Source organism: Methylobacterium sp. E-041, assembly GCF_022829665.1.
In the GTDB taxonomy this organism is placed as follows: domain Bacteria; phylum Pseudomonadota; class Alphaproteobacteria; order Rhizobiales; family Beijerinckiaceae; genus Methylobacterium.
Genome location: NZ_JAKSYQ010000285.1, coordinates 119,619 through 136,477, shown reverse-complemented (window position 1 = coordinate 136,477; position 16,859 = coordinate 119,619). Strand labels below are relative to the sequence as shown.

Sequence of the window (16,859 nt, the reverse complement as noted above, 5' to 3'; positions counted from 1 at the left end):
CGCTGTTTTGCGTATGGCCGCCGGCGCCCGGGCGGCGCAGTCTGCTCCACCCTCGACGCCCGGGGACCGGCACGGCCGGATCAGTACAGCGGCTGCAGCCGCACGTTCGGGATCGCGATCGGCCCGAACATCATCCGGCCGTCGGCGAGGCGCAGCGGCGGCAGCGGCTTGAGCGGCACGTCGCCCCCCGGCTCGCCCTCGGGCTGGCGCCTAAGCCCGAGCAGGCCGCCGACGAGGTTGCCGATGAGCGCGCCGCGATCGGCGCCGAAGCGCTGCCCGACGACCGACGCGACCAGCGCCTCGACCCCGGCGGCCCGCAGGTCCAGCTGGCCCTCGACGCGATGATCCTGGTCGATCCCGAGATTGCCCTTGGCCTGCAGGCGGCGCGCACCCTTGGCCAGCGACAGCCCGGCGACGTCGAGGCTGCCGTCGGCCTGGCGCCAGCGTTCGAGCTCGCGCGCCACCGTGCCGGTGCCGAGCATCGCCGCCCGGTTGACCGTGGCGTCGAGGGTGAGGTCGGCGGGATCGGCGTTGCCGATCAGCGCATCCGCCATCGGCGCCAGGGCCTGCGACAGGCGCAGGCTGAGGTCGACCGCGCCGTCCGAATCGAATCGTCCCGGCGTCGGCCGCGCATGCAGCTCGAGGTGGCGGGCGGAGACGGCGATCGGATCGGGCGCCGCGCCGGCGACCGTCACCGAAGGCCCGTCGACCACGAGCGAGGCGCGCACGAACCCGTCCGACGCGCCGTGGAAGCTGCCTTCCAGCATCGTCCAGGTCGCGTCGCCGACGAGGTCGCCCTGTTCCACGTGAAACGGGCCCTCGGCGAGCATCAGCACGTGCCGGGGTTGGTAGACCTGCGTCACCGCGGTCAGCGGACCCAGCCGGAAGCGGCCGTCGGCACGCGCGAGGCTGACCGAGGCGCAGCGCAGCTCGATCCGGAACGGATAGCCGGTGATCGACCGGTCGGCGCAGGTCCAGGTCCGTCCGGCCGCGGCCTCGCGGGCGACCCAGCCGTCCATCTCGGTGGCGGCGCGGCCGCGGAGGTAGACCCAGCCCGCCGACCACAGCAGCACCAGCGTCAGCAGCAGGATGTAGGGGAGGAACAGGCCGCGCCGGGAACGCGGCGCCTTGGGCGGGATCGCGGCGGGCTCGGCCGGGGCTTGCCCCGAAGGATCTTGCCGTACCGGATCCTGCATCGTTCGCTCCGCGCTCTCGCCCCGTCGCGGGTTCGTCCGCGATCGTCCATGCCGCACAAGGCATGAGGGGAGGCTCGGGGCGAAACTGGGGCGTGGGCGGCGTGATCCAAATCCGCATCACCTCGCCGGACCGGCAGATTCGGCCTTCGATCGCGCGCGGGCCTGCCGGATATGCCGACCGCCCTGATCGAGCGGAGGGATATCAGGCGTGCGCCGGATCCGCGCTCTCCATCGAGAGATCGTCGACGATGGCCTTGCGCTCGGCCTCGTCCTCGGCGAGCCGATGCACGTGCATCTCGGTCGCGCCGCCCTTCCGGGCGCGGGCGAGCCAAGTGCGGTGCAGGCGCTCGCGGGGGCTCTCGCCGGAGGCCGACACCGCGACCAGCTCGGCGATGCCGGCGGGATCGCGGCGGACCGCGATCACCACCGCCTCGCCCATCTCGTCGAGCTCGGGCGCGCTGAGGTCGTGGACGCCGACGACGTAGCGCCGGCCGGAACGTCCGCGCCAGGCGCTGAGCGCCAGGGCAGGGGTGCCGCGAAGGCCGGCGGTGGTCCTCAAGCGCTCTTCCCGCACGTCCTGTCTCCGTGTCCGCTCGTCCTTCAGGTCGCGCAGGGCGGCCGACCAGGACAAGGCTCTCTTGTTCGCCATTTGTTCCAACCTAGATCGGGCATCGCGCGCCAGTCAAGCGATTCGTCTCGTTCAACGGAAATGGGAATTCGCAGGCCGATTCGCAACGTCCCGACGGTTCTCCGCGCGCACGAATCGGGCGCGCGGGTCAGGCCGGACGCGAGGTTTCGCGGCGCGGCTCCGGGACCGTGCGGGCGGCCTGCCCGAGGTCGGCGAGGCCGGCCGCGAGCAGGGCCTTCGAGGCGGTCTCGATGCGGTCCTCGACGAGGTCGAGGAAGGCGGCGCGTGCCAGCCCCGGCGGGATCGGCGGCAGGAACTCGATCACCGTGGTGCCCGGGCGGCGGACGAAGCTGCGGCGCGGCCAGTACAGGCCGGTGTTCAGCGCCACCGGCAGGCACGGCACGGAGAGCGCGGCGTAGAGGTGGGACAGGCCCTGCTTGTAGGCCGGGGCCGCGCCGGGCGCCGTCCGGGTGCCCTCGGGGAAGACGATGAGCTGGCGCCCCTGCGCGATCGCGTCGGCGGCTGCCGCGTTCATCAGGCTCATGGCGCGCGCGCCCTTCGACCGGTCGATCGCCACCATGCCGCTGCGCGACAGGAACCAGCCGATCAGCGGGATGAACAGCAGCTCGCGCTTCAGCACGTAGGCGAATTCGGGAAACACCGTGCACAGGGCCAGGGTCTCGAGCGCCGACTGGTGCTTGGCCCCGACCAGCATCGCGCCGGACGGGATGTTCTCCAGCCCGCGGAACTCCACCCGCGTGCCGGCGACCACGCGCAGCAGCCACAGCGTCACCCGCCCCCAGAACCGCGCCAGCCGCATCACCGCCCGCCCCGAGACCAGCGTCGGCAACCCGCCGAACGCGATCAGGGTCGTGGCGGCATAGAAGCAGATATTGAACGCGAGGGAGCGGACGGCGAGCATCGGGACCTTCTGTGACGGTTCCCTTTAGCGCGTGGGCGCGGCGGGGGCCAACAGATGGCGCCCGGTACCGGGGCGAAAGCTGTGACGGGAAGCGGGCCGTGCACCCCGGGTCCGGGCCAGCGCATCCCGCGCCGCTTCGCGGGAGACGGCCCGAGCATCGTCCTCGGGTGACGATCGAAGGCTTGCGGCTTGTCCATCGATCGATCTTGTCATCGCTCGATCTTGGCTTCAGCTCGATCTTGGCTTCATCGAGTCTCGGCCTTGCATCTCGGCCGTCACCGGGGCGGCCAACGACCGTCGCCGTTTCAGGAGGGCGTCCTTCCAGTGTCTGCGATGGCCAGGGCGCGGTATCTCCCGCGGGGTGACGAAGCCCGTCTGCGGGCGGCACGGAAGATCTCGTCGGCCCTCGGGATCGATCTGAGCCTCGGAATCTGGTCTCGCAGGGCGTCCGAGGCCTGGAAGAGGCAATGGTTGGGGTTGGACCGGCGGTCCGCGGAATGTTGGGACTGGGATCTCGTCCACGACCGCTACCACAACGAAGTCGATCGCCTCGACCTCGTGATGTGGGTCGGCGACCGACTCTGCGGCCTTGCCCTGACCACGCTGTCCGGCGAGGCGGCCACGGTCAGGTTCCTGGAAGGCAGTCCGCGGCAGGATTGTCCCCTGACCGGATATCGGGCCCTCGTGGCGTTGGAGGCGACGCAGAACTACGCACAGCTTAACGGCAAGCGTGAGATCCGGGTGCAGCCGGTCGTGCCTCGGCTGGAAGACCTGTATCGCGGCATTTTCGGGTTCGAGCTTGCAACCCCGAGGGGCCAGGACGCATATTACCGGCTGGAGATACCCTGATGAACACCTTAGCACGCCTTCTCGGGCCGTTCCGTCGGGTGCCGCTGGCCTCCAAGGCTGTTCCCGCGTCTGACGCGTCGGCGCAACCGCAACCGCGTCCCATGACGAGCTTCTTCGACGGGCTTTCCGAGGACCAGAAGACGCGGCTCCGCGCCTATCGCGGCGCAGAAAGCCATGGCGATCCGGCCTACCGCTCGTCGAACACGGCATAGGACGCCGTGGCGCGACGGACCCAGCAGCCCCGCTTCGGCGGGGTTTTTCATGTCCCGACGCCGCCGGACGGCCGCTCGGCCCCACCTCAATACCCTTCGGCGAGCGTGTCGCGCTGGCGCGGATCGGCGGCGCCCGAGAGCAGGCCGCCGCTGCGCAGGATCGAGTTGGCCGAGCCCGAGCTCGACCCGACCCTGACGTCGTGCCCCCGCGCCCGCAGGAGGGCGAGGGTGTCGGGCGACAGGCCCTGCTCGACCCGCAGCACGTCGGGCTTCCACTGGTGGTGGATGCGCGGCGCGTCGACGGCCTCGGCGAGGTTCATGCGGAAGTCGATCAGGTTGACGATCACGTCGAGCACGGTGGTGATGATGCGGCTGCCGCCGGGGCTGCCGGTGACGAGGTAGAGCTGCCCGTCCCGGAACAGGAAGGTCGGCGTCATCGAGGAGAGCGGCCGGGCGCCCGGCGCCACCGCGTTGGCGTCGCCGCCGACGAGCCCGTAGGCGTTCGGGGTGCCGGCCTTGGCGGAGAAGTCGTCCATCTCGTTGTTGAGCAGCACGCCGGTGCCCTCGGCCACCAGCCCGATCCCGTAGGAGAAGTTCAGGGTGTAGGTGTTGGCCACCGCGTTGCCCGCGGCATCGACCACCGAGAAATGCGTGGTCTGGTCGGGCTCGGGCGGCAACGGGTCGCCGGCCGCGATGCTGTCGGCGGGCCGTGCCCGCTCCGGGTCGATCGCCCGCCGCAGCCGCGCCGCGTAGGATTTGGCGGTGAGGCCCTGCACCGGCACGCGGACCCGGTCCGGGTCGCCGAGCCAGGTCGCCCGGTCGGCGTAGGCCGGCTTCATCGCCTCGGCCAGGGTGTGGATCGCGGCGGCGCTGCCCGCACCCATCGCGGCGAGGTCGAAGCCCTCGAGGATGTTCAGGATCTCGATCAGGTGGACGCCGCCGGACGAGGGCGGCGGCATCGAGACCACCTCGTAGCCGCGATAGGTCCCGCGCACGGGCTGGCGGACCACCGGCCGGTAGGCGGCGAGATCGGCCTCCGTCATCGGGCCGCCGGCCGCGCGCACCGCCGCCGCGATCCGCCCGGCGATCGGGCCGGCATAGAACGCGTCCGGGCCGCCCTCGGCGACGGCGCGCAGCGTGTCGGCGAGGTCCGCCTGCACGAGGCTGTCGCCGCGGGGCAGGGGGACGTCGCCGCGGAAGAAGATCCGGCGGGTCGAGGGCCAGCGCCCGAGGAGGCCGGCCGACCGCGGCAGGGAATCGGCGAGGCCGCCGGTGACCGGGATGCCGGCGCGGGCCAGGGCCTCGGCCGGCGCGATCAGCTCGGCGAGGGACAGCTTTCCCGATCCGTAGAGGCGGTGCGCCTCCGCCAGGCCCCGCACCGTGCCCGGCACGCCGACGGCCTTGCCGCTGCGCCGCGAGGCGGCGCGGTCCGGCTCGCCGCCGGGCGCCAGGAACATGTCGGAGGTGGCGGCCTGCGGCGCGGTCTCGCGGTAGTCGATCGCCACGGTCTCGTGCCGGTCCGCCAGGTGCACCAGCATGAAGCCGCCGCCGCCGAGGTTGCCCGCCTGCGGCAGGGTCACCGCCAGCGCGAAGCCGACGGCGACCGCGGCGTCGACCGCGTTGCCGCCGCGCTTGAGGATGTCGACGCCGATCCGCGTCGCCCGCGCCTCCTGGCTCGCGACCATGCCGTGCGCGGCCTGCACCGGCAGCATCCGTGCGTCGTCGGAGGGGATCGGCGGCCCCGAGCCCTGCGGGAGGGCGGGGCCGCCCAGCATGAGGAGAACGGCGAGGGCGGCGCGGATCGATCTCATTCGCTTCCCGATAGCACGGCCGCGACCGTCCGGCAGGCGCCGGTCATTCGCCCTGGCGTCGCGTCACCAGCGTGCGGTTCGGCTCGACCTCGCCCTTGTCCTGGTAGAGCGGCACGATCGCGCGCAGCCAGCCGCGGGTCTCCCGGCCGCCGTAGTTGCGCTCGACCACGTCGCGCGTGAGGTAGGCCTGCAGGTTCACCGGGCCGAAATTGTAGCCGACGAGGCCCCCCACCGCGATCTGCCCCTGGGGCCGGTCGCTGCCGACCCCGGTCGGCAGGTCGGTCGAGCCGAAGGCCACGGCGCCGACCTGCCACTGGCCGAGCTTCCTCGTCGCGGTGAGGTCGAGGTTGAGGTAGTCCGGGTAGAGCGTGCCCGTGGGCGAGCGGTCGTCGATGAAGATCCCGTGCAGCAGGTTGGCGGTCAGGTTCCAGCCGTTGCCGGTGTAGCTGACCGCGAAGCGCTGGGTGATCGAGGCCGACTGCGTCAGGAAGCGGGTCTCGATCGGCAGGTAGCCGCCGAACAGGTAGCTGAACCCGAGGTCGTTTCCGAGGTCCCAGGCGAGCTGCGCCGCGAGCAGCGGCTGCCCGACGCCGCTCTGGTAGGGCGCGCCGCGCCCGCTCGAGGCGACCACCGGCTGCGTGACGAAGAACTGCAGCCGCGCGTCGGCGATCGTCCACGGCGTCGCCCAGGCGAAGGTCGGCAGGTTGACGTTCGATTCCGAGTCCAGGGGCCGCGTGTCGCGGACGCCGAAGCTCGACAGGTTCACGAAATAGAACCCGACCGGCAGTTGCGCCCCCGCCGGCAGGCCGACGGTCTGGCCCGGCTGCGCCGCCGAGCCGGCCCAGGCGGGGCCGCCGGGCAGGAGGGCCGCGAGCAGGGCGAGGGCGGTCCGGGTCGTCCACGGGCGGCGTGCGATCATCGTTCGTCCCTCGTCGCCGCCAGGGGGATCCTGGGCGGGCCGACCGGGGTTCGACGGTTCGACGCATCCGAAGCATCCCGCCGGGCCGCCCCGAAGCGCGCCCGTGTCGCGGAAACGTCACGCCCGCGTCGGGGGCCGCCCGGCGCTTCGCCCGGCGATCAGCCAGTACACGAGCCCGGCACCGGCGCCGGCGAGGAACAGGATCGCGGTGACCCGCGCCTCGGCCGCGAGCGCCGTGCCGCCGGGGTGCACGGCCCCGCGCGCGAGCCAGGGCAGGGCGGCGGTGATCAGGCCGCACCCGGCGCCGTACCAGAGCAGGCCGCGCCAGCGCAGGGTCTCGCCGACCAGCGCCACCAGGGCCGGCGGCACCGCGAGCAGCACGAAGGACGCCTTCGCCAGCCCCGCGAGGACCCACGCGAAGCTCTCCGGCGGCAGGCCGGCGGCGAGGTCCGACAGGCCGGCATCGAGCCCGGCGAGCGCGCCTTTCGTCAGCCAGACGCTCGCCACCGGATCGAGCACGAGCGCCATAAGCAGGATCGCGCCGCCGCTCGGGATCGCGAGGAGCAGGGCGAGGGAGCCGAGGAGAAGGCGGCCGAGGATGCGCATCGGCGCGGTATAGCTCGGCTGATCGGCTCGGGCCGCATCGCCCGGCGGGACGGCGCGCCGGCCCCTCCGCCGCGCCTCCCCGCGCCGGCCCGCAGCTTCGACCTGCCCGGCGCCGAATTCCGATGGGCGGTCGGCGCCGGGCGGGTGTAGGCTCGCGCCCATGCCCCTGCGTGCGCCCTTTCCGAAGACCGTCTTCGTCCTCACCGGAGCCGGCGTCTCGGCCGAGAGCGGGCTCGGCACGTTCCGCGACCGCGGCGGGATGTGGGCGCGGTTCGATCCGATGCGGCTCGCGACGCCCGAGGCCTTCGCGGTCGACCCCGGCACCGTCCTGGACTTCTACAACCTGCGCCGGCGCGGGGCGGTCGCGGCCGCGCCGAACCCGGCCCACGTCGCGCTCGCGCAGGCCGAGGCGGCGCTGGCGGAGCGCGGCGGGCGGCTGTTCCTGTGCACCCAGAACGTCGACGACCTGCACGAGCGGGCGTGCTCGCGTGCCGTCGTCCACATGCATGGCGAGCTGCTGAAGGGCCGCTGCACCGCCTGCGCCGGCACCTTTCCCTGTCCCGGCGACCTCGACGTCGCCGATGCCTGCCCGCTGTGCTCGGCGGTCGGCACGTCGCGGCCCGACGTGGTGTGGTTCGGCGAGATGCCCCACCACCTCGACGCGATCCAGGCGGCGCTGTCGGCGGCGGACCTGTTCGTCGCGATCGGCACCTCGGGGGCGGTCTACCCGGCGGCCGGCTACGTGCGGCTGGCGCAGGCGCGGAACATCCCGACCTGCGAGCTGAACGCCGAGCCCTCCGACAACGCGGACGCGTTCGACGAGGCCCGCTACGGCCCGGCCAGCGAGACGGTGCCGGCCTTCCTCGCCGCTCTCACATCGTGATCCGATGCAATGGCGCAGGAACACCTGCAGAATAACGCAGGCTGCGACCGCACAGGTTTGAAAAACCACGGGAATTGCGTTCGGAAACTCAATATCCGCTTGCGCGCAATCGGACTTTCTCGGCCGAATCACGCAGGATCGCCGTGTCAAGACATGGACGCTCACGGCGCTGTGCGTACAATGGACAAGCTTGGTGCGGTTGCCGCGGCACGTACCGGCGTTCGATGAAGCCACACGGGAGCCAAAAGCCCATGCAGAACTTCACGGTCACGGCCCGCGAGCGCGACACCGTCCTGGCGGCCCTGCGCTATTACCAGTTCTACCGGATGCAGGGTCATCCGTTCGACCCCCGCCAGGATCACCTCATCGACGCCATCGCCGCCGAGACCGGCGAAGCCCTCGACGTCGCCGAGATCGACGACCTCTGCGCCGGGCTCAACGGCAACGCGCACGCCCTCGGCGCCGCCTCCGCCCGCGTCCCCCTAGACGCGATGGCCTGACGAAGCCTCCGCGGGGCGTGGACATGGTCTCCGCCCCCCGACCCGCGATGGTCTCGCCGCGACCGGCCCTTACAGAAACCGTTTCGCCGTCGACGGCGTCATAACCGCAAACTGTCTTCTCATCCCGCCATACGTCCGCGCCGGACGGGCTCCGCCTCCACGCCGGTGCTTCCGATCCGGCGCTCGAACCCGACCGAGCCCGCGCCGCCCCCGCATCCGGTGGGGGAAGACGGGCGCGCTCGCTTACGGCGCCGCCTTGAGCTGCGCCTCGGCGCGGGTCAGCGCCGCCTCGCAGGCCTTGGCGTCGCCCTTGCCGTCGGCGGTGCGGGCCTCGTCGAGCGCCACCTTGGCCTGCTGGGCGGCGTCGGCGCCCTTGCCGGCCTCGGCCGACTTCTCCGGCGGAGCCTGCGGCGACTGGCCGGGCGCGTTGCCTTCCGTGCCGGTCACCCCCTCGCCGCCGCGCTTGGCCGCGGCGCCCTGGCCGCTGGTCGAGGCCGAGATCGCCTCGGTCGACTCCGCCTTCACTCGCTTTTCAAGGCCGGCGATCCGCTCGGAGCAGGGCGAGGCCGAGGCCGGCACGATCAGGCCGGGCGCGACCAGCGCGGACAGGGCGAGCAGGGCGGCGAGGTACGCAGGACGCGTCATCGAATGGGATCTCCGGTGGTTGGGAGCCGAACGCGGGGACCGACAGCACGATCCCGGTGGCTTCGGCATGGAAACGCGGCATCCACCGGCAAGGCTCCGCCGAAACGCGATGTCGCGCAAAACAGAAGCCTCGGACACGGAGCTTTTCGCAAAACGCCGAGGGGCCCGCTCTTCCGGTGGAAGAGGGGCCCCTCGGTCGTCCGGTCCGTCGCCGCGCCGGCGGGCGGCGCGGCTTCCTTGGCTCAGGCGCTGAGCTGGTCGCGGATCGGCAGCTGCCGCACGCGGCGGCCGGTGGCCGCGAACACCGCGTTGGCGATCGCCGGCGCCACCGGCGGAACGCCGGGCTCGCCGACGCCGCCGAGCGGCCCGTCCCAGGTGCCCGAGTTGACGAGGTGCACGCGGATCACCTTCGGCGCGGCGTCGATCCGGATGATCTCGTAGCCGTCGAAGTTGTTCTGCTGCGCCCGGCCGTTCTTGAAGGTGATCTCGGAGGTGAGCGCGAGGCCCATCCCCATCACCACGGCGCCTTCCATCTGCGAGCGGATGCGCTCCGGGTTCACCTGCGGCCCGCAATCGATCGCGATGTCGACCGCGACGACCTTCACGCCGCCCTTCGGGTCGACCTCGACCTCCGCCGCGACCGCGGTGTGGGTGACGAAGCTGTAATGCCCCGCGATCCCGAGGCCCCGGCCCTTCTCGAGCTTGCGGCCCCAGCCGGCGCCGCCGGCCGCCGTCTCGATCACCCGGCGCAGGCGCCCGGTATCGATCGGGTAGAGCTTGGGATCCTCGCCGTGGTTCCAGACATCGCCGATCGAGGTGGGATCGATCTTGCGCGCCGGCCCGATCAGGTCGAGCAGGTAGTCCTTCGCGTCGCGCCCCGCCGCGTGCGCCAGCTCGGCGACGAACGACTGGATCGCGAAGGCGTGCGGGATGTTCGAGACCGAGCGGAACCAGCCGATCCGCACGTGGGCGGCCGCCTCCGGGTTCTCCAGCCGGATGTTCGGCACCGCGAACGGCGTGTTGACCAGGCCCATGCCGAGCTCGAACGGCAGCTCGTGCTTCGGATCGGGCGCGAAGATCGAGCCGATCGTCGGCGCCGCCGAGCGGTGGAGCCAAGCCACCGGCATGCCCTTGTCGTCCAGTCCCGCTTCGAGGTGCTCGGCCGAGATGGTGTGATAGTAGCCGTGGTGGATGTCGTCCTCACGGGTCCAGGTGAGCTTCACCGGCGCGCCGCCGACCTCGCGCGAGCAGAGCGCGGCCTCGACCACGTAGTCGGGCTTCGACTTGCGGCCGAAGCCGCCGCCGAGCAGCGTCACGTTCACCCGAACCTTGTCGGCGGGAAGCCCCAGCGCCTTGACCAGCCGGTCGTGCGCCGCCTGCGGCCCTTGCGTGCAGGCCCAGGCCTCGCACGCGCCGTCCTTCACCTGCGCCACCGCGGCCGGCGGCTCCATTGGAGCCTGGACAAGGTGGGGCACGAAGTAGTCGGCCGTCAGCTTGGTCTTGGCCTTGGCCATCGCCCCGTCGACGTCGCCCTGGTTGCGCACGACCTTGCCGGGCGCGCGCGCCGCCTTCTCGAGCTCGGTGCGGAACGCGTCGGTGTCGTAGCCGGCGTTCGGGCCGTCGTCCCAGACGATCTTCAGCGCCTCGCGGCCCTTCATCGCCGCCCAGGTGTTCTTGGCCACCACCGCGACGCCGCCGAGCGGCATGAACTCCGAGGGGATCTCGCCGCCGTCGATCTTGAACACCTTCACGACGCCGGGGACCTTCCGGGTCTCGGTATCGTCGAAGCTCACGACCTTGCCGCCGTAGACCGCCGGGCGCGCGACCAGCGCGTACAGCATGCCCTCGCGCTTCGTGTCGAGGCCGTAGGCCGCCTTGCCGGTGGTGATGTCGCGGTTGTCGATGATGCCGATCTGGCCCTTGCCGATGTAGCGGAAGGCCTTGGGGTCCTTCAGCACCACGCTCTCGCGGGCCGGCACGGGCAGCTCCGCCGCGATCGCCGCGACGTCGCCGTAGCCGAGCGTGCGCTTCGACTTGGCATGCGTCAGCACGTGGTTCTCGGCCGTCACCTCGGAGGCCGGCACGTTCCACTGCTTGGCCGCCGCCTGGATCAGCATCAGCTTGGCCGCCGCGCCCGCGTGGCGGAAGTGCTGAAAGAAGTGGCGCAAGCTGCGCGAGCCGTCGGTGTCCTGGTTGCCGAAGCGCTCCTCGTCGCCCCAGGCCTGCACCACGCCGACCTTCGACCAGTCGGCCTCCAGCTCGTCGGCGACGACGAAGGCGACCGAGGTGCGCACGCCCTGGCCCATGTCGGAGCGGTGGTTGGTCACGGTCACGCGGCCGTCGGCGGCGATCGCCACGAAGATCTTCGGGTCGTCGCGCCAGCCGTGCGGCATGCCGTCGGCGCCGAACTTCGCCGGCTCCTGGGCCTTGGTCTCGGCCTTGGCGGTGTCGCGCAGGTTCACCGCGAGCACGAAGGCGCCGAGCCCGCCGAGGATGGCGCGGCGGCTGACGTTGGCGATCAGGGTCGGCCGGGTCGGCGCCTCGGCGGCGAGGTCGGCCATCATCTTTGCGTCATGGATCACAGCCGCTCTCCCTTGCTGGCGGGCGCCTGACCGGCGGCCTGGTGGATCGCGGCGCGGATGCGCGGGTAGGTGCCGCAGCGGCAGATGTTGCCGCTCATCTGCTCGTCGATCTGCGCGTCGGTCGGCTTCGGCGTATCCTTCAGGAGCGAGGCCGCCTGCATGATCTGGCCGCACTGGCAGTAGCCGCACTGCGCCACGTTGAGGTCGCGCCAGGCCACCTGCACCGGATGGTTGCCGTCGGGGGAAAGCCCCTCGATGGTCGTCACCTCCTGGTCGGCCGCGGCCGAGATCGGGGTGGTGCAGGAGCGGGTCGCGGTGCCGCCGAGGTGGATCGTGCAGGCGCCGCACAGCGACTGGCCGCAGCCGAACTTGGTGCCGACCAGGCCGAGCTCGTCGCGCAGGTACCACAGCAGCGGCATGTCGGGGTCGCCGTCGAAGCTGCGTGGCGCTCCGTTCACCGTCAGTTTGATCATTCGCAAACGTCCTGTGTGAATGCGGATCGCACCGGGACGGCGCGACGGCCCGGGCGACGCGAAGGCCTCCCGTGCCGCAACGCCCCCCGGGTCCGCATGTCGTTCTCAGAATGAATTCAATCTACGGCATGCCTGCTGCGCGGTGCAACGCGGGCAAACGACCGCACGCGGCCCGAGCCCGGCGCCTGGGGCATGCCGTGTGCGTTGGCGCACGCACACATAGGAGGGAACGGGCGGATAGCCGAATCCCAATCCGCCACCTACGATGATCAGCTCGATGGGCATTGAGGGCGATGGAAACGGTGAGCTTGGCAGAGGCAAAGGCGCGACTCAGCGCGCTCGTCGACCGAGTGGTCGCCGGCGAAGCCGCTGTCGTCACGCGTCGCGGGCGCGAGGTGGCACGGCACAGTGCCATGCTGGGACCGAAGCGGCCGATCGATATCGCGACCCTCAGGGCCGTCACCGCCGCGATGCCGCTGCAGCCGGAGGGTGCCGCGACGTTTGTGCGCGCGATGCGGGACGACGAACGGTACTGATGCCGTATCTCGATACGTCGGTCTCGGTCGCGGCGTAGACCGAGGAGCGGGAAACCGCCCGGATGCAGGCTTGGCCCACCGCCTGGGCAGGCGGGGACCTCGCCATCAGTGCCTGGGTCGCCACCGAGTTCTCGGCACCGCTCTCGATCAAGTTCCGCACGGGCACGATCGATTCGCAGCATCGTTCGGTGGCCCCGTCGGCGTTCACGCGCCTGACGGCTACGTCGCTCGTGATGCTGCCGATCGACGAGAGGACGTTTCGGACGGCGGCACGCTTCGCGGACCAGACCCATCCCGGCTTTCGCGCTGGAGATGCGCTTCATCGGGCGATCGCCGCCGATGCCGGCCTGACGCTCGCGACCCTCGACACGCGCCCCGCAGAGGCGGGTGCGGCCGTGGGCGTGCCCGTCGAACGCCTGTGACATCGAGCGACGATGCGCGCCGCCATCCCGGCTGGCCTGGAAGTGGGGCGCCTCAGACCGTGACCTGCGTCCCCACCTCCACGACCCGGCCCGTGGGGATCTGGAAGAAGTCCGTCGCGTCGTTGGCGTTCTTGGCGAGCGTGATGAAGATCCGGTCCTGCCACAGCGGCATCCCGGAATGGGCGGCCGGGCGGATCGAGCGGCGCGACAGGAAGAACGACGTCGCCATGATGTCGAACTTGAAGCCCTCCTTGCGCAGCAGCACGAGGGTTTTTGGGATGTTCGGCGTCTCCATGTAGCCGAACTTCATCACGACCTTGTAGAAGCCCGGTCCGATCGGCTCCAGCCGCACCCGGTCCGGCCCGTTGGCGCGGGGGGTGTCGACGGTCTCGACCGTGAGGATGACGTTCTTCTCGTGCAGCACCTTGTTGTGCTTGAGGTTGTGCAGGAGGGCCGCCGGCGCGATCTCGGGATCGCTCGTTAGGAACACCGCGGTGCCGCGCACGTGGTGCGGCGGGCTCTTCTCCAGCATGCCGACGAGCTCGAGGATCGGCACGTCGGTCTTGCGGGTCTTGTTGAACAGGATCGTGACGCCCCGCACCCAGGTCCACATCAGCACGATCAGGCCGGCGGCGAGCAGCAGCGGCACGTAGCCGCCCTCGAACACCTTGAGCAGGTTCGAGAGCAGGAACAGGAACTCGATCACGATGAACGGCAGCATCAGGGCGGCCGCCGCCACGGGCGACCAGTGCCACAGCCGCCAGACCACGAGGAAGGTCATGCTCGCGGTGAGCAGCATCGTGCCGGTGACCGCGATGCCGTAGGCCGAGGCCAGGGCCGAGGACGAGCGGAACACCACCGCCAGCACCACGACGCCGATCATCAGCAGGCCGTTGATCTGCGGCAGGAAGATCTGCCCCGAATGCGATTCGGAGGTGTGGCGGATCTCGAGCCGCGGCAGCAAGCCGAGCTGGATCGCCTGCCGGGACAGGGAGAACGCCCCGGTGATGACCGCCTGGCTCGCGGTGACGGTGGCGAGCGTCGCCAGGATCACCATCGGCAGCAGCGCCCATTCGGGAAACAGCTGGAAGAACGGATCGGTGGTCTCGGGCTTTTCCAGCACCAGGGCCGCCTGGCCGAGATAGTTCAGGGCCAGCGACGGGAAGACGAGGCCGAGCCACGCGATCTGGATCGGCCGCCGGCCGAAATGGCCGAGGTCGGCGAACAGCGCCTCCGCGCCGGTGACGGCGAGGAAGACCGCGCCGAGGGCGACGAGGGCGCCGGTGCCGTGGCCGAGCAGGTAATGCACGGCGTACCACGGGTTCAGCGCCTTGAAGACCGTGAGGTTTCCGACGATGTGCGGCACGGCGGCGAGCGCCAGCGCCAGGAACCACAGCACCATCACCGGCCCGAAGAAGGCCGCGACCTTGCTGGTGCCGCGGCTCTGCACCAGGAACAGCGCGAGGATGATCGCCACGGTGATCGGCAGCACCGAGCCCTCGAAGGCCGGGGTGACGAGCTTCAGCCCCTCCACCGCCGACAGCACCGAGATCGCCGGGGTGATCACCGCATCGCCGTAGAACAGCGCCGCGCCGAGCAGGCCCAGCGCGAACACGATCCGCGATCCGCCGAGCGCCTTCCGCGCCAGCGCCATCAGCGAGAGGATGCCGCCCTCGCCGTTGTTGTCCATGCGCAGCAGGATCGCGACGTACTTCACCGTCACGATCAGGAACAGCGCCCACAGGATCAGCGAGGCGGTGCCGAGCACCTCCTCCGCCAGCAGGATGTTGTCGTAGCGGGCCGGCACCAGCGCCTCGCGGAAGGCGTAGAGCGGGCTGGTGCCGATGTCGCCGTAGACCACGCCGACCGAGCCGACGGCCAGCGTCCAGAGGCCCGGCGCGGCGTGCGCCCGGCCCTCCGCCGGGTCGACGGCGCCGGCGGGGTGCACGACGGTGCCGGGCGCGGCCAGGGCCGGGCCGTCCGCGGCGGGCTGGACGCCCGCGGCGTCGGGCTGAGCGGCGGTGCCGCCCGGTGTCACGGGTTGGGTCATCGGGTGCGATCGAGGCTCATCAAGCCTGCACGGCGTTTCGCGGTGTGGCGCATCGAGGGTCCCACCGGAGGATGCGACCGGGAACGCGAATGCCGGGCCACGGCGGCCGCTGGGCCTGCCGCTCACGGAATCTCGGCGCCCTGCTATCACGCCCCCGTGCGGGCGGGAACAGGGAGGTTTCGGGGAACGGGGCGTCCCTCCGCCCGACCGATCTCGGGCCCGCCCCAAACCTGCACCTTCATGTGCCCAAGCCGGGGTGTGCCCGACTTGGGTGCGGGGGAGGGGGAGGCGCGGCGGTGCTACTCCGCGGCGTTGCGGGCGCCCTGGCCGAAGCGGCGCTCGATGTAGTCGATCACCACCGTCTCGAAGTCCTTGGCCAGCGTCGCGCCGCGCAAGGTCATCGCCTTCTTGCCGTCGATGAAGACCGGCGCGGTCGGGGTCTCGCCGGTGCCGGGGAGCGAGATGCCGATGTCGGCATGCTTCGATTCGCCGGGGCCGTTGACGATGCAGCCCATCACCGCGACGTTCAGGCCTTCGACGCCCGGATAGGTCTTCTTCCACTCCGGCATCGAGGTGACGATCCAGTTCTGGATGTCGCGGGCGAGCTCCTGGAACGTGGTCGAGGTGGTGCGGCCGCAGCCGGGGCAGGCCGCCACCATCGGCACGAAGGTGCGGAAGCCCATGGTCTGCAGCAGTTCCTGGCTGGCCTTCACCTCGACGGTGCGGTCGCCGCCGGGCTCCGGCGTCAGCGAGTAGCGGATCGTGTCGCCGATGCCTTCCTGCAGCAGCACGCCGATGGCGGCAGACGCCGCGACCAGGCCCTTCGAGCCCATGCCGGCCTCGGTCAGCCCGAGGTGGATCGCGTAGTCCGAGCGGCGCGCGACCTCGCGGTAGACCGCGATCAGGTCCTGCACCGCCGAGACCTTGGCGGAGAGGATGATGCGGTCCTTCGGCAGGCCGAGCTCCACGGCGCGCTCGGCCGAGGACAGCGCCGACTGCACCATCGCCTCGCGCATCACCGCGCGGGCGTCGATCGGCCGGGGCAGCCGGGCGTTCTCGTCCATCAGGTGGGTGAGCAGCGCCTCGTCGAGCGAGCCCCAGTTCGCGCCGATGCGCACCGTCTTGCCGTAGCGGATCGCCTGCTCGATGATGGTCGAGAACTGGACGTCCTTCTTCTCCTTGAAGCCGACGTTGCCCGGGTTGATCCGGTACTTCGCCAGCGCCTCGGCGCAGGCCGGGTGATCGGAGAGCAGCTTGTGGCCGATGTAGTGGAAGTCGCCGACCAGCGGCACGTGGCAGCCGATGCGGTCCAGGCGCTCGCGCACCTTCGGGACGGCGGCGGCGGCCTCGTCGCGGTCGACGGTGATGCGCACCAGCTCCGAGCCGGCCCGCGCCAGCTGCGCGACCTGCGCCACCGTGGCGTCGATGTCGGCGGTGTCGGTGTTGGTCATCGACTGGACGACGACCGGTGCGCCGCCGCCGACGGTCACGGCGCCCTCGCCCTGGCCGACGCGCACCCCGACGGTGCGGTGCCGCGGGGCCGGCCCGGCGATCTCCGGTCCGGTCAGGCCCGCGGCCTGCGCGGCGAGCGGGTTCTGGTCGAGGCTGGCGGCTTGCATGGCTTC

Annotated in this window: 16 protein-coding genes; 5 read left to right on the top strand and 11 right to left on the bottom strand. The window is 71.5% G+C overall.

Features of this window, described 5'->3' with window-relative positions; all coding sequences use genetic code 11:
• Positions 1 to 80 precede the first annotated feature (80 nt).
• From MKK70_RS26320 to MKK70_RS26310, 3 genes are all read right to left on the bottom strand, one after another.
• The gene (locus MKK70_RS26320) at positions 81 to 1,196 is read right to left on the bottom strand and encodes a DUF2125 domain-containing protein (RefSeq protein ID WP_147842651.1); all 1,116 of its coding nucleotides are present in this window, start codon (positions 1,194 to 1,196) and stop codon (positions 81 to 83) included.
• A 202-nt stretch (positions 1,197 to 1,398) separates the two neighbouring features.
• A complete protein-coding gene (locus MKK70_RS26315; RefSeq protein ID WP_147729237.1) occupies positions 1,399 to 1,845 on the bottom strand; it encodes a hypothetical protein in 447 nt (148 codons plus the stop codon).
• 127 nt (positions 1,846 to 1,972) lie between these two features.
• On the bottom strand, positions 1,973 to 2,746 hold the full coding sequence (locus MKK70_RS26310; RefSeq protein WP_243950860.1) for a lysophospholipid acyltransferase family protein: 774 nt from the start codon (positions 2,744 to 2,746) through the stop codon (positions 1,973 to 1,975).
• Between the two features lie 477 nt (positions 2,747 to 3,223).
• Here MKK70_RS26310 and MKK70_RS26305 point away from each other — a divergent pair, with 477 nt between their 5' ends.
• Complete coding sequence (locus MKK70_RS26305; RefSeq protein ID WP_243950858.1) at positions 3,224 to 3,595, top strand: hypothetical protein; 372 nt, start codon at positions 3,224 to 3,226, stop codon at positions 3,593 to 3,595.
• A gap of 298 nt (positions 3,596 to 3,893) precedes the next feature.
• On the opposite strand, the gene ggt is transcribed toward MKK70_RS26305, so the two are convergent.
• The 3 genes from ggt to MKK70_RS26290 form a co-directional block, all read right to left on the bottom strand.
• On the bottom strand, positions 3,894 to 5,618 hold the full coding sequence (gene ggt, locus MKK70_RS26300; protein ID WP_409568327.1) for a gamma-glutamyltransferase: 1,725 nt from the start codon (positions 5,616 to 5,618) through the stop codon (positions 3,894 to 3,896).
• A 43-nt stretch (positions 5,619 to 5,661) separates the two neighbouring features.
• Positions 5,662 to 6,537 carry a transporter gene (locus MKK70_RS26295; RefSeq protein ID WP_243950857.1) on the bottom strand — a complete coding sequence of 292 codons (876 nt, stop codon included), beginning with the start codon at positions 6,535 to 6,537 and terminating at the stop codon, positions 5,662 to 5,664.
• Between the two features lie 117 nt (positions 6,538 to 6,654).
• A complete protein-coding gene (locus MKK70_RS26290; protein ID WP_313899115.1) occupies positions 6,655 to 7,305 on the bottom strand; it encodes a hypothetical protein in 651 nt (216 codons plus the stop codon).
• On the opposite strand from MKK70_RS26290, the gene MKK70_RS26285 reads away from it, so the two are divergent.
• Entirely contained in the window at positions 7,304 to 8,026 is a 723-nt protein-coding gene (locus MKK70_RS26285) for a Sir2 family NAD-dependent protein deacetylase (protein WP_243950855.1), read from the top strand. The two genes, MKK70_RS26290 and MKK70_RS26285, sit on opposite strands and share 2 nt — an antisense overlap.
• 251 nt (positions 8,027 to 8,277) lie before the next feature.
• On the top strand, positions 8,278 to 8,526 hold the full coding sequence (locus tag MKK70_RS26280; RefSeq protein ID WP_243950853.1) for a hypothetical protein: 249 nt from the start codon (positions 8,278 to 8,280) through the stop codon (positions 8,524 to 8,526).
• 243 nt (positions 8,527 to 8,769) lie between these two features.
• On the opposite strand, the gene MKK70_RS26275 is transcribed toward MKK70_RS26280, so the two are convergent.
• The 3 genes from MKK70_RS26275 to MKK70_RS26265 all read right to left on the bottom strand — a co-directional run bounded on the left by MKK70_RS26275 (position 8,770) and on the right by MKK70_RS26265 (position 12,226).
• Positions 8,770 to 9,171, bottom strand: coding sequence for a hypothetical protein (locus tag MKK70_RS26275; RefSeq protein ID WP_243950851.1), 402 nt, complete (start codon positions 9,169 to 9,171; stop codon positions 8,770 to 8,772).
• Positions 9,172 to 9,413: 242 nt separating this feature from the next.
• Positions 9,414 to 11,753, bottom strand: a complete 2,340-nt coding sequence (locus tag MKK70_RS26270; protein WP_243950849.1) for a xanthine dehydrogenase family protein molybdopterin-binding subunit — start codon at positions 11,751 to 11,753, stop codon at positions 9,414 to 9,416.
• A complete protein-coding gene (locus MKK70_RS26265; RefSeq protein WP_147728433.1) occupies positions 11,750 to 12,226 on the bottom strand; it encodes a (2Fe-2S)-binding protein in 477 nt (158 codons plus the stop codon). The genes MKK70_RS26270 and MKK70_RS26265 overlap by 4 nt, the downstream gene beginning before the upstream one ends.
• A gap of 293 nt (positions 12,227 to 12,519) precedes the next feature.
• Between MKK70_RS26265 and MKK70_RS26260 the strand changes: the two genes are divergently transcribed.
• Positions 12,520 to 12,762, top strand: a complete 243-nt coding sequence (locus MKK70_RS26260; RefSeq protein WP_243950847.1) for a type II toxin-antitoxin system Phd/YefM family antitoxin — start codon at positions 12,520 to 12,522, stop codon at positions 12,760 to 12,762.
• Between the two features lie 62 nt (positions 12,763 to 12,824).
• Positions 12,825 to 13,184, top strand: a complete 360-nt coding sequence (locus tag MKK70_RS26255) for a type II toxin-antitoxin system VapC family toxin (protein ID WP_243950845.1) — start codon at positions 12,825 to 12,827, stop codon at positions 13,182 to 13,184.
• A gap of 52 nt (positions 13,185 to 13,236) precedes the next feature.
• Here the strand turns inward: MKK70_RS26255 and MKK70_RS26250 are convergent, their stop codons facing one another.
• Positions 13,237 to 15,234 carry a potassium transporter Kup gene (locus MKK70_RS26250; RefSeq protein ID WP_243932687.1) on the bottom strand — a complete coding sequence of 666 codons (1,998 nt, stop codon included), beginning with the start codon at positions 15,232 to 15,234 and terminating at the stop codon, positions 13,237 to 13,239.
• Between the two features lie 299 nt (positions 15,235 to 15,533).
• Positions 15,534 to 16,853, bottom strand: a complete 1,320-nt coding sequence (gene ispG, locus MKK70_RS26245) for a flavodoxin-dependent (E)-4-hydroxy-3-methylbut-2-enyl-diphosphate synthase (protein ID WP_147729028.1) — start codon at positions 16,851 to 16,853, stop codon at positions 15,534 to 15,536.
• Positions 16,854 to 16,859: the final 6 nt, after the last annotated feature.

Coding starts and splice junctions, on each gene's coding strand:
- MKK70_RS26280 (WP_243950853.1), top strand. CDS start 8,278: ATGCAGAACTTCACGGTCACGGCCCGCGAGCGCGACACCGTCCTGGCG.
- MKK70_RS26320 (WP_147842651.1), bottom strand. CDS start 1,196: ATGCAGGATCCGGTACGGCAAGATCCTTCGGGGCAAGCCCCGGCCGAG.
- MKK70_RS26250 (WP_243932687.1), bottom strand. CDS start 15,234: ATGACCCAACCCGTGACACCGGGCGGCACCGCCGCTCAGCCCGACGCC.
- MKK70_RS26260 (WP_243950847.1), top strand. CDS start 12,520: ATGGAAACGGTGAGCTTGGCAGAGGCAAAGGCGCGACTCAGCGCGCTC.
- MKK70_RS26290 (WP_313899115.1), bottom strand. CDS start 7,305: ATGGGCGCGAGCCTACACCCGCCCGGCGCCGACCGCCCATCGGAATTC.
- ispG (WP_147729028.1), bottom strand. CDS start 16,853: ATGCAAGCCGCCAGCCTCGACCAGAACCCGCTCGCCGCGCAGGCCGCG.
- MKK70_RS26255 (WP_243950845.1), top strand. CDS start 12,825: ATGCAGGCTTGGCCCACCGCCTGGGCAGGCGGGGACCTCGCCATCAGT.
- MKK70_RS26285 (WP_243950855.1), top strand. CDS start 7,304: ATGCCCCTGCGTGCGCCCTTTCCGAAGACCGTCTTCGTCCTCACCGGA.
- MKK70_RS26295 (WP_243950857.1), bottom strand. CDS start 6,537: ATGATCGCACGCCGCCCGTGGACGACCCGGACCGCCCTCGCCCTGCTC.
- MKK70_RS26315 (WP_147729237.1), bottom strand. CDS start 1,845: ATGGCGAACAAGAGAGCCTTGTCCTGGTCGGCCGCCCTGCGCGACCTG.
- ggt (WP_409568327.1), bottom strand. CDS start 5,618: ATGAGATCGATCCGCGCCGCCCTCGCCGTTCTCCTCATGCTGGGCGGC.
- MKK70_RS26310 (WP_243950860.1), bottom strand. CDS start 2,746: ATGCTCGCCGTCCGCTCCCTCGCGTTCAATATCTGCTTCTATGCCGCC.
- MKK70_RS26275 (WP_243950851.1), bottom strand. CDS start 9,171: ATGACGCGTCCTGCGTACCTCGCCGCCCTGCTCGCCCTGTCCGCGCTG.
- MKK70_RS26265 (WP_147728433.1), bottom strand. CDS start 12,226: ATGATCAAACTGACGGTGAACGGAGCGCCACGCAGCTTCGACGGCGAC.